Source organism: Parapedobacter sp. GCM10030251 (assembly GCF_042666505.1).
Classification (GTDB): Bacteria; Bacteroidota; Bacteroidia; order Sphingobacteriales; family Sphingobacteriaceae; genus Parapedobacter.
This window is the reverse complement of record NZ_JBHTDN010000004.1, coordinates 13,126-28,298: the sequence shown is the minus strand read 5'-3', so window position 1 is coordinate 28,298 and position 15,173 is coordinate 13,126. Positions and strand designations below refer to the sequence as shown.

Genomic DNA, 15,173 nt, shown 5'->3' with positions numbered 1-15,173 from the left:
CTATGAAAAGCAATGTACTCTGCTCAGTTGGCCTACTGGCTATCCTTCCGGCCATCCAGCCGCTCGTCAATTCCCTGCTTATTGAACTAATCGTGCCTCCGTTGCCAGGGCCGGCAAAGCCTGGACCTACATCGGGCATACACGCTTCCATTCAACCCGGTGACATTCTCATCAATGAAATTCTCTCCAATCCAAAATCAGACGGGGTCGATTTTGTGGAGCTTTATAACTACTCGGACAAAACCATTGACCTGCAGCAATTGTATGTAGCCAGCGTTAATTCGGTCGGTACGGTGGGCAGCCAGCGAAAAGTGAGTGACCGACCGATTTACCTATATCCCAACCAATATAAAGTACTAACTACCCGCCCGGCCCTCGTTCAGCGACATTATCCGAACAGTGATCCGTCTGCTTTTGTAGAAATGCCTTTGCTGCCTAATTTCAACAACGAAACCGGCGGCGTCGTTCTTTACAGTAACCAGCGAACCATTGACAGCCTGTTTTATATGCCGCAAATGCAAAATCCGTTTTTGGCCAATCCAAAGGGTATCTCGCTGGAGCGACAATATTTCTCACAGCCTACGAATCTGCCGGGGAACTTCCGCTCAGCTGCCACCTCGGTTGGCGGTGCAACACCGGGATACGCAAATTCCCAATCGCCGATCGAAGCAGTAAAACATGGCTTCTTTCTCGAGTCTCAAACCTTTTCGCCAGATAACGATGGATTCGAGGACGAAATGGGAATCGCTTACCTACTTCCAGAAAGCGGCTTTATGGCTAACGTTGATATCTACAATTCCAGTGGACAGTTGGTCAAAAAACTGTACCGCAACCAAAGCCTCGCCACGAACGGCCGAATGGTGTGGGATGGAATGTCGGATGCGGGGCAACGACTTCCCCTGGGAATCTACGTAGCCGTGATCGAAATCTACCATGCTAGGGGGGCCACAAAAATGTATCGCATGAGCTTCGTATTAGCTGCGGCACTGTGACGAAGATGGAAATTTTACTAAGTTTGCAACCGATGAATGAACGGATCATTATCATTGGATCGAACGGCCAGATCGGAACCGAACTGGCGATTGCCTTACGGGCAAAGTTTGGCCCCCAACATGTAGTTACATCAGATATACGGGAACCGCAACTACCCGATGCTGAAGGCCCGTTTGAAATCATCGACGTGTTGGATCGTAAATCCCTGCATACACTTTTTACGAAATATCATCCGACACAGGTTTATCTGCTAGCGGCTATGCTTTCGGCCACCGGTGAGAAATATCCTCGTCAGGCTTGGGACCTGAATATCAATGGGTTGTTGAACGTACTGGATTTATCTCTCGAATACCATGTCAAACGGGTGTTCTGGCCCAGTTCGATTGCCGTGTTTGGGCCCCATTCTCCAAAAGCAAATACGCCTCAGTATTCCGTTATGGATCCTAACACGGTTTACGGCATCAGCAAACTCGCCGGCGAGCGGATCTGCGAATACTACCATACCCGTTATGGATTGGATGTTCGGAGCATCCGGTATCCCGGAATCATCAGTTGGAAAGCGGCACCTGGGGGCGGCACCACTGACTATGCAGTGCATATTTTTCATGAGGCCTTGAAAAATAATCGCTACGCGTGTTTCCTGTCACCGCATACGGCTCTACCGATGCTTTATATGGATGATGCGATCCGCGGCACACTGGCTCTGATGGATGCACCGACGGAAGCGCTCAGCATCCGATCAAGCTATAACCTAACTGGGGTTAGCTTTACTCCCGCCATGTTAGCCGATGAAATCCGCAAACACCTATCGGAGTTTACCATCACCTATGAAGAAAACGACCCGCGCCAAGCCATCGCCGATACATGGCCTAATAGTATCGATGATACCGTGGCGCAACGGGAATGGGGATGGAAACCCCGGTTCAATCTTAGCCAGATCACCGAAGACATGCTAAAAAACCTTAAAGGAAAAAATACGATATAAAAGATGGGAAGAGCATTTGAATTTAGGAAAGAGCGCAAATTCAAGCGTTGGGCCAAAATGGCTGTACAATTCACGCGCTTGGGCAAGGAAATTGCCATATCAGTCAAAGAAGGAGGTCCCAATCCAGAAGGCAACTCACGTCTACGTACGGCTATCCAGAATGCAAAGGCCGTAAATATGCCAAAAGACCGCATCGAAGCTGCGATCAAAAGGGCTTCGGATAAGGATGCAAAGGGTTACGAAGAACATGTATACGAAGGATATGGCCCACATGGCGTACCCGTTCTCATCGAGACCGCGACAGATAATACCAATCGCACGGTTGCCAACATCCGCAGTTACTTTAGCAAAGCGGGCGGCACATTGGGTAAAACCGGCTCATTGGATTTCATTTTTCAACGAAAATCGATTTTTCGGTTTACTGTAGGGGAAGACGTGGATTTAGAAGAATTGGAGCTGGAGCTAATTGACGGAGGATTGGAAGAGCTTTATGTGGAAGCGGATGAAGAAGGGAATGACGTGGTGGTAGCGCAAACCTCGTTTGAGGATTTTGGCAATATGCAGCGTTTGCTCGAAGAAAAAGGTATTGAAATTAAAAGTGCAAAACTGGAACGGATTGCGTTATCAAATACAGAAGTCTCTGAAGAAGACGCAGCTGAAGTGCTCAAATTGATCGATAAAATCGAGGAAGATGATGATGTACAAGCTGTATATCACAACATGGTCTGATGACTTTCGAAGAATTTTTCATTAAGAAGAAAATCGATCTGGCACAACTGCAACGTGCCAAGCCGGCTTTATATGAGGAATTCCGCAGTCACTATGAACAAATGGGCGAAAAAAGTTTCGACCATACCAAGAAATATTGGTTCAATCGGCTCCGCAAAGATTACCGGTTGACGGAATCAGCGCCAGTAGGAACCAAAGCTGATACTCCCGCTTCGACTCAACCCCTCGCATCCGGCGCGCTTTCGGGTACGGCCGCGCCTTCAACCGGATTATCATCGGTGAGTCCTTCGGGCTTCAAACCCCGGTTTAAGCCGGGCACGACGAAATCTGCTCCATCGGCAGAATCAACCGAAAATAAGCCTGCGGAAAGTAAACCGCCCGTAGACGAAGTGCCTCAGAAAGCCAATGCTCCTTCGGGGTTCAAACCACGGTTTAAACCTGGCGCGGCAAAACCTGCTCCGTCGGCAGAATCAACCGAAAATAAGCCTGCAGAAAGCAAATCGTCCGTAGACGAAGCGTCTCCCAAAACTGCCGATCCGGCCGCGGAAACAGCTGTCCAAAGAGACGCCCCCGAGCAAGCTTCCCAAATAACGAGCCCTACCGGGTTCAAACCCCGGTTTAAGGCCGGCGTAACCAAACCGGCCATACCCCAGGAGCCAGCGGAAGATCCAGAATCACAGACGCCAGATCAACCGGAGCCATCCGACCCGGCAGCTGCGCCACAAGAAATCCCCGAGCAGACGCCTGCAAAGCCTATTGGGTTCAAGCCCCGTTTTAAGCCGGGCATAACGAAACCTGCTGCACCGACAGAACCAACCGAAAACAAGCTTGCGGAAAGCAAACCGCCCATAGAGGAAGTGCCTCAGAAAGCCAACGCTCCTACCGGATTTAAACCCCGATTTAAGGCCGGCGTAACCAAACCAGCCACACCCCAAGGGCCAGTGGAAGGTCCAGAATCCGAGAAGCCAGATCAACCGGAGTCATCCGACCCGGCAGCTGCACCAAAAGAAGCCGCCGATCAGACGCCTGCAAAGCCGCTGGGGTTCAAGCCCCGTTTTAAGCCGGGAATCACCAACCAAAAAAATGAGGATAACGAATCATAACGTTACTTAAATACCCGGTCTTCTTTCTCAAATTCACGGCGTATACCCGCAAGCAAATCATCCTTCTCTATAAAATGGGCGGCCTTTGAAAAGGCTTGCAACGCCGCGTAGTGTACGGCCTGCACGATTGCCGAGCCACTGAGTTCATACTTTTCGGCAACTTCTTTGAGCGGCATGTTGTCCGGAAGCATGCCTTTGGCCGGAATAATGGTTTGCCAAAGCTTGAACCGTTCCGCGACACCGGGCATGGGAAAATGAACCACGGCATTAAAGCGTCTCATAAATGCTTTATCGATGTTATTTTTAAAATTGGAAGCCAAAATAACCAGCCCCGGAAAATCTTCGACCCGTTGCAATAAGTAGGCTACTTCTTGATTGGCATACCGGTCGTGGGAACTCTGCACATTGGATCGCTTGCCAAATAGCGCGTCTGCTTCGTCGAAAAACAGTATCCAATCCTGATTTTCCGCACGCTGAAAGATTTTTTCCAGGTTCTTCTCGGTTTCGCCAATGTACTTGGATACCACCTGGGAGAGATCGATCCGAAAGACCTCCCGGTTGAATTCTTTACCCAATAACGTCGCCGTAAGTGTCTTGCCTGTACCGGACGGCCCGTAAAAAAGCACCCGGTAGCCGGGTTTGATTACCCGCTGCATTTCCCATTGGTCAACCAGCGCCGCATTATGGCGAAGCCATGTCCGGATATCCGCTAACTGCTGGCGTGTTTTATCGGCGATCACCAAATCCGGCCACTCCAGCAACGTACTGATCGGCTTAGCTGGGAAATCCGGGCCAAACACGGGCCGTAGCTTTTTGCCGAGTAATAATTTCGATAGCCATTCCGGCGTTATGATCAGCCTCCCACTCATCGGGGGTTCACTTTCCTTTACTGCCTCCAGGTAAATCACACCTTGTTTTATTAACTGGCTTTCTCCCATGAGTTGCCGCTGAACATTTATGCGCTTTTCGAAATCATCCCCGGCGATAATAAACAAAACGGTTTCGCCCGTGGGTAGAAATCCACGGTGGTTGCCCACATTCTTTACACCTCCCATTTCGATAATGTCGCCGCCATTGGGTAAAAAATCCTGGATGATGCGGTCGTAAAAAGCAGGACGGACATGGGGAGCCAAGGATAACATAAGCATCGTTTTTTCAATATCCGTTGACTGCATTAAGCACATCGAACCGTAAGACCCATCATCTTTCACCGTCCAATGCCACGGTTCGTCGGCGTAGTCCTGATCTGGCGCGAAGTACGCGCGAAGCCTGCGCGTAACAAGCTGTTCGGTTTGCCCAAGCAGATCGGTCAATGTAGGTATCAACATCTGTCCGTTCATATTTTCAGTGTTAAGCCATATGGCGGAATTCTTCAATCAGCGGAAAATCCCCACGCATTACGGGTGGTGGCAGCGCTTGCATTTGTGCCCTCCATAGATCGATATGATCTCTGATGAATCGATACCGTGCCGGTGAACGTTGTTGCAGTACCGAATTAGCGTAGACGAACGCTGCGATGGTTTCCGCAAAATCCTCTCCGGGACCTCCCGCCACGGCATAGCGGGACATCGGTTGTTCGTTCCACCGCGGACTGTTCCAATCGTGGTCCTGAATGTGATATTGGGCAGGCGGCGGTATACCCTGATCTATCGCATCGGCTACTGCCTGCTGGCCGATATCAAATAACCGGCCGCCAACCCAGCCGGTTGCACGATTGAACTCGGTAAATACATTGGGATCGGCACGGTGCGCATCTTCAGCCATCGCGTGTCCCAACTCGTGCACGATGTTTTCCCGCAGGCTGTGTACACGCGATTGATAAGGCAGGGGCGCTCCGGGCGTTTCTCCGGCTGCAGGAGCAAGAACCACCCCCGCAGAAGGATGGGAACCGCTGGCATTGCTCCTAGCATTCGGAAACGCACGACTACGCGAAAATGCTTCAAAAATCGTCAACTTTCCCCCTCCGAATGAGGCCCCGACGTCGGGTCTCGCAATACCGACACTGGCGGCGTTCGGCTCATAATCCATCTTAAAAAACACCACCGTACGGATGGTCGGGATGGCACCGAAGGTTGCTGCAACATCTTCAATTGCTTGGATGATATGGGCGTAGTCAGCCGAAGAGGTCCCGGGGTCCCAGGATTCCCAGTTGGGAATGGAAGGTGCCGGGCGCCCGTGTCTGGTCAAAGACACTTCTTGTTCGGTCTGAGTGCCTGTATGGATATCCTGTACACCAAAATAATCCCTCAGGTATTGATCAAATTCCGCACGGCTGATCTCTCCCTGGGGGACAGACCTGAATAAAGGATCGGGCTGTCGTTGCGGGCTGCGCTGGCCGACCTGATTGCGTAACGGACTGAGTGCAGGCTGGAAAAAAGGCATGGCACCCGAACCGGTGTGACTGCCGGGGAACGTGACTACCGGCATTGACAAGGATGAAATCCGCGGTTTATGATCGTACGCCATAAGGTTTGTCGTTAAGTTATGTGAGAAGCCCTGCCCGGCATTGGATAGTCACCGATCGGGTATACCGGCGTATGGGATGGGCAGGTACCGGTCTGTGGATCACACTCGATATGCGGTACACCCAACATATGCCCGAACGCATGCTCCGATGCCCGTTGCTGAAAATCCTGTCCAAGCCTATTACGCGTCATCATATCGTTGTCAAGCGGTATCATAAAGAAAAACATATCATACCCTTAAAATGAGCAAAACCAAAAAAAGCAAACTTCCAATATGAAGAGCAGCACTTCATGCATGTGCAATCTATCTGTTAGTCGTTCCCAGAAATTCATGATGTTACCAAATCGGTCAGTTAAAGTGAAAACTGCACGCGAGCGGCTGTTTCGACTGCTTGCGGACAGCCCACCCTGCGATAACCTGCCGGTTCTTCCAGCGTTATTTGTTCGTCTCGCATGCCGCTTTTTTCCAACGTGATGGTTGCCCGGCGCAACAGCGGATATACCGTATCGCGTTGCTGCTCTGGACTCATCGTTTCCATTTGTTCCAGCAGTTCTTCCGTGCGATGAGCCGATTCATCCGCTGAGGTTTTGAATTGATCGACAGCATGCTGTGCCAGTTGCCTACCCTCTATTTCGCGGCCCCTATCGTCTGAAAGCGTATACAACTCGCCTAGTCCGATGGGTTGTACATCGCGTACAGCATCTGCCGTACACCGTCTGGGATCCCGCATGCGTAATTGCTGCGCTGCGCAGATGGATTCAATTTCAGCGAGTGCAGCGGTTGCTCTGCTTTGTCCCAATTGATCATTACCCTCAAATCGCCTTCCCCGTTGCATCGGTCCTTCCGGAGACGTATGCCCTGTGATACGCGTTACCCGATACCCTTCTTGCAGCAGCGTTGTAATCTCGGTGAGCATCCGGGCGCTCCGGGTCCGATCGATGGTTGCAGCTGCATAGTCGAAGTATATAAAACGGCTTTGGGTGTCCCGGTAGGGAACCGGAACCGTAATGTTATACGGCGATGCCTCATGCCACTTCTCGCAGACCAGCTTGACCGAAAGCGGTACCGAAGTACATTCAAATGTTTCATCGGTACGGCCCGGGGTAACCGTAATGTTGCCGCCGAGCGTCCATCCCTCATCGTCTCCCTGTCCCCGGATTCCGATGTCGAGGGGCCCTATCCGAATACCCAAGGAGCCTGCACCTCCGGTAACGCCTTCCAGTCCAACGGTAACTTCGCCCCGCGCCGTGATGCTGAACTGACCGGATCGGGCAATCAAGACTTCGATAAAAGGCGTTACATCGACTCCTTCAAGCACACTTTCTATGTCGCCGATGGCTCCGCGGGTGACGGCATCCAAAATTCTCCGGGCGACTCCGATAGCGCTTTCCGGAATGTTTGCACCCAGTTCGACCGTGCCCCGCGTGGTATCGCGACAGACCCTAATCGTGATCGTGATGTTGGTCCGGTCAATGTCGGCATCTATCGAGCCGGAAGATCCGCTGCCCCTCCGTCTGCTCTCCAACACCCGGGTTACCCGGTAGCGTTCTCCTTCATGTTCCACTTCCACCACATTGGGCGTCACGCGACGTGCCGTTTGCCGTTGTATGGCTCCGTTGCCTCCTCCTTGCTGCACCACGTGGGTCAACTCGTGCGCCAAGAGCCGCTTTCCGTTTTCAGATCCGGGTTGATACTGACCGGCATTAAATACGATGTTATTCCCTGAAGTATAGGCCAATGCATTGATCCGGTCTGCCGACTGCGCCGCCTCACCTCCGGTGTGGATACGCACGGTGGAGAAATCATAGCCGAAACGGGGTTCAAAAAAATCCCGCTCGGACTGGGGCAGTACGGTACCGCGCCCATGCAGTGAAGATACATAGGTTTCGAATTCTTCATCCACCGGTGGGGCAACCAAGTCGGTTTCTTTTCGATGGATCCGCTTTTCTTCTTCCTCGCAATGCTTGCACTTGCGCTGTACGGTCATCCGCATAACTTGATCGGCCATTGCATCCGCTTCCTGTTCGTACTTGTCGCCCGGTTGGTTTATCCTCAATTTGGGTTGGAAAAAAACGCCCGGGATGGTTCTTTTAACCTCGGTATCTGACGTGACTTTTGGTGACTGCATCACAGTAGCATTTTAGTAACGATCATGTATCAATAAACCCTGGCAAACCCGAGCAATTTTTCCATGCGCGTCTTTACGTAGGAAAATCCGGCGACATTGGCTGCTTTGTTGCCTTCAATGGTATATAGGAAGCCATCTTTGCAGTGGTGAACAAAGCCGATATGCCCATTTCCGGACGCCAACGAAGTACGCCACCAGCAAACGACATCCCCCGGCTTCGGTTGCTTCTCGGACTCTCCCGAAAAACTCCAGCCTTTATTTTTCAATTGGTTGAATACATCGCGTGCGCCGGCTGAATACTTGAATGGCATGTCTTTACGATTCCCGCCCACGGCCTGCAGAAAGCACCAGCTTACGAAAGCCGCACACCAAGGATATCCCTCGGGTAATCCGGCGGGCTCCATATATTTCCGCACCCAGGGGCCTTTGTTATTTCCGCCTACCTCACCTGCGCCGGCTTTCAACTCATTGATGGCTATGCGCAGCGCCGCTCTTCCCAACGGGCTTTCTCCATATTCTGAGGGAGGTAATTTATGGTATTCGATGACACCGGACACCACGCGGGGGCGCGGATTTTCAAGCGCCCACCAGGTCAGCGCACCGACAACGCCATCGACGGTCAGTGGCTGTTGGTGCTTATCCAAATGCGAACTTTGGAAATCTTTTACGGCCTGCTCCGTTTGGATGTCAAAAACCCCATTTACCGGCACGGCATAATCCAGCTCGTTCAGTATGGATTGCAGCTCTTTTACCAACGCTCCGGTGCTTCCCTTTTTTATCGCCTCACGAGCCGTTTTCGGCGCGCCGGCATCCGCCGATATGGATGCGTATTTGTGATAAGCTTCCTTTAATTTGATATCGTATTGATTAGCTGCATAATCGGGACCGTTATAACGCTTAGCGAACTCCGCCCATTGCCGATTCCGGAGGTACGTTAGCAGGTTATTGGCTTGCAGGAATTTGCCAAATGCTTCCAGTTGCTGCCGTTCACCCAATTGCATATCGCCGACGAATCCCGTTACTGAACTATATCCCAACGTTTCGTAATGAAAGCCCATAATCTGAAATAATCCCCATGAGGCAGAAGCATAAGCGGCGTCGGCGACTTTGCTGTTATTGGGAATTACGTTGATGGCCTTGTTTAGCCGCTCATACTCCGCAATGCCGCCTTTGTAGTAAGCTTTCGTCCATTTTTTGTATAACACATCTTCGTTGCCTGAAACGTGGGCTGCCGGATCGATCCCGCGCCTTTCCAACTCCTTCCAGAATACATGCCCTTCGAACAGTATTTTCGGGTTGCCGTCGGCGTTGAATCCACGGCCTCTGCTCTCTACCTCATTCACCGCCTTCATAATAGCAACGTCCACGGATAGGGCTTCCGCAACCCGGTTAAGGTCTGCTTCTTTCAGGTATTTGTCTTCCATCTTACTCAAATCTATCGGTGTCCCGTTGATGAGCTTCGTCCATGTTTTGGTATAGACAATCCCGTCAGCCACTAGATCATGATCGTTTTGGAAGGACCGGACAGCCTGCTCGGTTGCCTCGTCAAATATTCCGTTGACGACCAATTCATGGCCATATTCATTGAGTAATTCCTGTAGCAACTCTACGGCGTCTCCACGGCTGTTGATTTTGAGTAGTTCCATAACTGTAGGTTTTAATTGTTCATATCCACTCGACATATAACATGCACTCCATCCAGGGCAATTTGATTATACCAATTGACCATGGCAAACTTGCCATCAGCACATCCACACCCCGCGAATCGACCTGCAACAGCCAGTTGTTGGCCCGTCGAGTCAGCTTGCCCTCACGTTGCAAGAAGGTTTCCCGCAGCCCTTCGGCACTGGTATTTCGGAGCACATGCCAATGTGTGACGATGGAATGAAGCACATCCTCACATTCTTGCTTAACCGCGGGCGTGCATTCAAATACATCAAGATTAACAAAAGATTCCGGTCTCAACCCGCAAAGTACTTTGTTTAAAGCCAGTGCACTTTCGTCAAATGCAGGCGACGCGTATACCAAACAGTGAAGCAAGAGCGCGGCTTGCGCCCTGTTTTCTACCGAAAAGGGAATATCTTCACCGATAAGTCCCACGTGTTGCATCAAGGGTTCGATAAAGGGATAGGCCAGTACCAGCCCTGCATTGCCGAGGTAAAACGGTTCCTCATGAGTTGCCTTGTCCGGCAGTCTTACGTCTTCGCTGCCGTTGCTAACCGTGTTTTCTACGCTTCGCCGAATAGCTTGCCCGGTGGGCCCTTTAGATTGGAAAGCTCGTGTCGAAGCAGGGAACTCGTCCTGGGCCAATGACCGTAACGAGGCGATAAACGACGGGGTGGCAAAGGAGAATTTACCGTCCGTTTGTTTATTTTTGAGAAACCGGTGGACGCCTTGCACCATATTAGTTTTATGAGTGACGTCCAGGGCTGGCCAAACAATGGACAGCAGAACGATGGAAAAGCGCACAGGTTTTGTGGCCTGTTTATCACGTATGGCACCATAAGCGCTAATAACTGACCTGGATAGGGTTTCGGGATTCACACCCACTTGCCTCAGAAATGCTACGTACGCGGCATCGTCCGACGAAAGGCGGGCAACAAATGCATCGCACAACCGACGAATAAAATGGCTAGAAAAATGGTGAAAGAGGCGGTTCATAGCATCGGTAGACACATGCAGTACGCAAGCGAGATCATCCAAAAAAGCAGGTTCGGGTTTAAACCGCTTTTCAAAATCAGAGATCGCTTCTTTCCGGCTTTCCCATTGAAATTTCCCCCGTTTTACGAAATGGATAAAATCTTCGACCCATTGTGAATCCGCCCCATCCCGATTGTCCTGATTTCCTTCTTTAAGCGCCGAACCGCGATAGGACTGAAGTTCATTCGTGAGTGAACTGACTACACGTTCGGTCAGCCTTTCCTCCCAATCCGCTTCGGAGATTTCTCCGCAATCAATCGACAACACCGGAATCCTCAGTGCCTCGGGTCCATAACCAATCCCGTCAAACAAGTTGGCTAGTTGGGGCAATATCCGCTGGTAATAAACCGCGGCCACGCGATCTTGCATTCCTTTGTCCTGCCCGGGGCGACGAAAGTCAACTTCCAGCGATTGTCTATGGATGATATGTGGGCTGCGATCCATGGCTTTCTATTCCACCACGATTTTTCCCTTGTTGGCTACCAACTGTCTGCGAAGCACGGCGATGGATTGCGTATATGTTTTTTCGGCTCCGCAGGGGCCGTCACCAAAATCAATCCGATGCGTAATTGTTAATTCTTTAAGCTTTTCGAACTCTGCGAGCGGAATGCTGACTGTTTCCTTGGTTTTCTTTCCGTTGACGGTCCATGTTGATGTTCCTCCGGTCGACAACGCTTTTAATGCAATGTTCACGGTATTTTTAATTTCTCTCCGGATCACCACCACATCGCTTTGCGGTAATCCGATGGTTGCTTCAAAAGATGCGGTGCCTAGCGTGATTGTCAAAACCGCCAATACGTGGGTATCCCCATTCGCATAGTGGTATGCAATTACACCCTGTTTCAGTCCGTTCTTTGCCATCTGCTCCGGTGAAATAACCAGATCCGTACCTTTGGTGGTTACACCCTTCGGTGCCGCTACAACAACGACCGTCCCCGAGGTTTTTACGGGGATTGTCAAGGTTGCGGCGTCCGAACAAACGGTTTTTGCCTGTTCATCGCGGACGAACGCACGGACCTTTTCTCCGGTACCGCAGGTGCTTTCGGTAACCGAATAGGCAATCGTAGTACGCGGGTTATTGACGGTAAGTAGCTGGCTGATTTCGGACTGGTTTTCCGCAACAGGTTTACCATCCAGCAGCCACTGCGATTTGAGTGGGGCACCGCTAGACACAGCAGACTTCAGGATCAATTTCCAATTTCCATCTTTTTCCGAATAATCAGCCCCTGCAACTTCGAAATCCGGTTCGGCGGCTTCCTCCACCATAAATTGTGTACTTGCTTTAGCTCCAGATGCCAATGTGTATACCACCTCAAATGTGCCTTTTCCCAAACGTGCGGGAACTATCTTCGCTTCACTCGCTTTTCCATTAAGAGTCAATTTTCCCCCTTCTGGGCTGACCTTTATCGAATATTCCTGCGTATCGTTGGTACAAAACGTGGTAGGTTCTATGACGACAGAAGGCTGACCTTCCTCCGGTTCTTCCGGTTGCGAGGGCCCATCGCCTGTGTCCTTTTGAAAGACATATGCGATCGGCTGACAATTGCTTTTAACCAGATAGGGTATGTAGAAATCGGCAATGACCACACCGCCCGGCAACCGACTCACCAACTTCTCAGCCTCTTCTCTCTTCTTCAATGCATCCAACACTTTGGTCGCATCGACCCCAAGGCCTAATTTTTCGATGAGGCTTACGGTGTCTGCGTACTTATACCCCACTTCTTTCTTAATCGTCGTTTCAGCTGGTTCCTCTATACCAAGATCGGCCAACCGATCCATCAAGCGTATTTCCTTCTCCGGTATGGTGGCGGTATAACGCGGTGCGGACGGTTGGTACACCAGCACAAAAGTTCCTCCTTTAGGTACTCCGGCTTTATGTTCCAGTCCCTTGTGCCGTTCAAAATAACGGGCAAAGGTGGTGGCCTCCTGATACCGTTTGAGCCGTTCGTTGTATTCCTCCTTAATGGCATACAATTCTTCGTTCGCACAATTAAACAACACGTTGTTGTTTTTGGGAGCGAAATACGCTTTCAATTCCTCGTTCTGTGAATTTGCAGACTCTTTGATGATGCTGTTTACCGTCGACTCGTACTCCGCCCATAGCTTGTTATAGGCATCTACATCAAACTCACGAAGATCATTTTCAAAAAGATAACCAAATATGGCATTGAGCCGCTGAAGAAACACCAGCAACAAATCTGGTTTCGGCAATACATACTCAAATAATTTCCGGTCGGTAACCAGAAATGAATTGATATCCTTCGCTACGAAATCCATCAGTTTCACTTCTTGATCATCCTTGCCTAAATCGACGATCTTTTCAATGTAGTTTACCTTCCTAACTACGGGCTGCGTGGTCACTTTCTTTTGCAGGTCCACTTCTTTCCGGATTTCGGTTACCTTTTTTGAAAACGTGGGTAGCGATAATGTATCGCTAACCTTAACGGTATCGATCAGTCGTATGTCACCGATGTCGGTATCTTTCTTCGGTCGTAGACCGCCTACATAAGTCAGCAACTGTTCTACACGGCACAGCAATCCGGCTATCATTACGTTGTAATTGGATTCCAGGTCTTGTACCTGGCACGACACGTCGTTTCCATAGGCTATCCGTTCCAGATCAACCGCGCTGAGTGCCACCACGTCAAAAGGCAGGTTGTATTTATCCCGCTCAGCAATAATCTCCGATAGTGCGGTGGCGTAGGGCTTGCCGACATGTCCTTCTATCCGAAAGGCATTAAAACGCTCGGTGTCATAAAGCAACACGTTCTTGACAGCCTCCGGTGCATCGATGGCTGTACGCAGATGATACCCGCGATTCATGTGGGGGACACCGATCCGGCTAAGCCGATAGTTCCACCATTTATATAAGTCGTTCAATCGATAGTAAAAGGGAATGCTCCGGTCGGAGAGTAGATTCGCCCCGATCTGACTTGGGGTAATCCGGGGAACCTGGTTTTTAGACGGCAATGTACCATCAAAATCGGCTATCATATACCGTATACGTTGCAACAGCAGAGCAATTTCTTCTTTGAAGTGTTGCTGGCCGTGGAGGTGATGCACCGGAACGAAGTATTGGCGATACCGGTCGCAAGTACCAAACCGGGTGCTTTCCGACGCCAATCCGAGGGTCAGATGCAATGGGAAATGTGTTTCATTTGCATGTAGCCTGCCCCAAAAGTCCTGTACTTTCTCATGGAATTCCCTGACAGCCTTGATCAGATCGTCTATAAAGTCGTAGAAATACTGGATGTAGTGGAAATTTCCCTTCTGATAGCTGAATTTATCCCGCAATGCTTTCAGATCAAGCTTTTCGAACGGATTGGATTCGGGAAATCCTAATATGGCAGCATAGCGGTCCCAGCACATTTTCAGGTTCTGTTCCAGCTTCGTCAGCGTATCGTCGTCGACCAGCTCGTAAAATCCATTGAGTATGGATTCGCCGCTCTCCAGGCGGCTATTTGCCGGCACACCGTATCGCTTTAAAAGCAGGGAATCAACAGAGGATTCGTCGCCTCCTTGTAAAAGTGTGATGTGTACCAATAAGGGTTTCACTGTAAAATCCAACCGACTGCCCTTGTCATTGCAGTCGTTGGTGTCGCAGTTTTTCAGCTTGACCTGTTTTGCCTCCAATAGAAGTACCACCACGTACTCGCCTTTTTTCAACAAAGAGACGGCCTTCTTGCCTTCGGCCGGTGATGCTGCGGGCACGAGTTCTAAAATTCCTTCCATCCCATAATATGGCCACCCGGGAGCTTCGTCTTCACCACATCCCACGATAAAGTCCATTCCCGTGGGAATATCCGGGGAAACAAAGTCGATGTAATGGGTATATTCCTGCTGACAATGCTGGATAAGATATCCTTGTGAGGTGATGCCGTAGCCGTCGCCTATTACAATGCTCTCATCAGATGTTGTGATTTCCAATCCACCTACAATCCCGCTCCCGATAAGTCGGATCCGGGACAGGCGCTCTTGCCGCTCCAAATAGCTGACGGTGTCGTTCAGGTGATTATTGGTCAGTACCTGATCCGCCTCAAAAAGGGGATATGACTCCATATTGTTCATG

General features: G+C 50.4%; 11 protein-coding genes. 4 read left to right on the top strand and 7 right to left on the bottom strand.

Annotated features, from left to right (window positions below; translation table 11 throughout):
- The first annotated feature begins 2 nt into the window (after positions 1–2).
- The 4 genes from ACFQRK_RS12300 to ACFQRK_RS12285 are packed head-to-tail and all read left to right on the top strand — an operon-like array spanning position 3 to position 3,810.
- Positions 3–992 carry a lamin tail domain-containing protein gene (locus ACFQRK_RS12300; protein ID WP_379007037.1) on the top strand — a complete coding sequence of 330 codons (990 nt, stop codon included), beginning with the start codon at positions 3–5 and terminating at the stop codon, positions 990–992.
- A 32-nt stretch (positions 993–1,024) separates the two neighbouring features.
- Positions 1,025–1,978 (top strand): NAD-dependent epimerase/dehydratase family protein, encoded by a 954-nt coding sequence (locus ACFQRK_RS12295; RefSeq protein WP_379007034.1) that lies wholly within the window; start codon positions 1,025–1,027, stop codon positions 1,976–1,978.
- A gap of 3 nt (positions 1,979–1,981) precedes the next feature.
- The gene (locus ACFQRK_RS12290) at positions 1,982–2,707 is read left to right on the top strand and encodes a YebC/PmpR family DNA-binding transcriptional regulator (RefSeq protein WP_379007032.1); all 726 of its coding nucleotides are present in this window, start codon (positions 1,982–1,984) and stop codon (positions 2,705–2,707) included.
- Complete coding sequence (locus tag ACFQRK_RS12285) at positions 2,707–3,810, top strand: hypothetical protein (RefSeq protein WP_379007030.1); 1,104 nt, start codon at positions 2,707–2,709, stop codon at positions 3,808–3,810. The genes ACFQRK_RS12290 and ACFQRK_RS12285 overlap by 1 nt, the downstream gene beginning before the upstream one ends.
- A gap of 2 nt (positions 3,811–3,812) precedes the next feature.
- Here ACFQRK_RS12285 and ACFQRK_RS12280 read toward each other — a convergent pair whose 3' ends face one another.
- The 7 genes from ACFQRK_RS12280 to ACFQRK_RS12250 all read right to left on the bottom strand — a co-directional run bounded on the left by ACFQRK_RS12280 (position 3,813) and on the right by ACFQRK_RS12250 (position 15,172).
- Positions 3,813–5,150 (bottom strand): ATP-binding protein, encoded by a 1,338-nt coding sequence (locus tag ACFQRK_RS12280; RefSeq protein WP_379007028.1) that lies wholly within the window; start codon positions 5,148–5,150, stop codon positions 3,813–3,815.
- A gap of 10 nt (positions 5,151–5,160) precedes the next feature.
- Positions 5,161–6,276 carry a hypothetical protein gene (locus tag ACFQRK_RS12275; protein ID WP_379007025.1) on the bottom strand — a complete coding sequence of 372 codons (1,116 nt, stop codon included), beginning with the start codon at positions 6,274–6,276 and terminating at the stop codon, positions 5,161–5,163.
- An 11-nt stretch (positions 6,277–6,287) separates the two neighbouring features.
- On the bottom strand, positions 6,288–6,470 hold the full coding sequence (locus tag ACFQRK_RS12270) for a hypothetical protein (protein WP_379007023.1): 183 nt from the start codon (positions 6,468–6,470) through the stop codon (positions 6,288–6,290).
- 158 nt (positions 6,471–6,628) lie between these two features.
- Complete coding sequence (locus ACFQRK_RS12265; protein ID WP_379007020.1) at positions 6,629–8,404, bottom strand: DUF4157 domain-containing protein; 1,776 nt, start codon at positions 8,402–8,404, stop codon at positions 6,629–6,631.
- 29 nt (positions 8,405–8,433) lie between these two features.
- On the bottom strand, positions 8,434–10,050 hold the full coding sequence (locus ACFQRK_RS12260) for an N-acetylmuramidase domain-containing protein (protein ID WP_379007018.1): 1,617 nt from the start codon (positions 10,048–10,050) through the stop codon (positions 8,434–8,436).
- 19 nt (positions 10,051–10,069) lie between these two features.
- Complete coding sequence (locus ACFQRK_RS12255; RefSeq protein WP_379007015.1) at positions 10,070–11,548, bottom strand: contractile injection system tape measure protein; 1,479 nt, start codon at positions 11,546–11,548, stop codon at positions 10,070–10,072.
- Positions 11,549–11,554: 6 nt separating this feature from the next.
- Positions 11,555–15,172 carry a hypothetical protein gene (locus ACFQRK_RS12250; RefSeq protein WP_379007013.1) on the bottom strand — a complete coding sequence of 1,206 codons (3,618 nt, stop codon included), beginning with the start codon at positions 15,170–15,172 and terminating at the stop codon, positions 11,555–11,557.
- Position 15,173 lies beyond the last annotated feature (1 nt).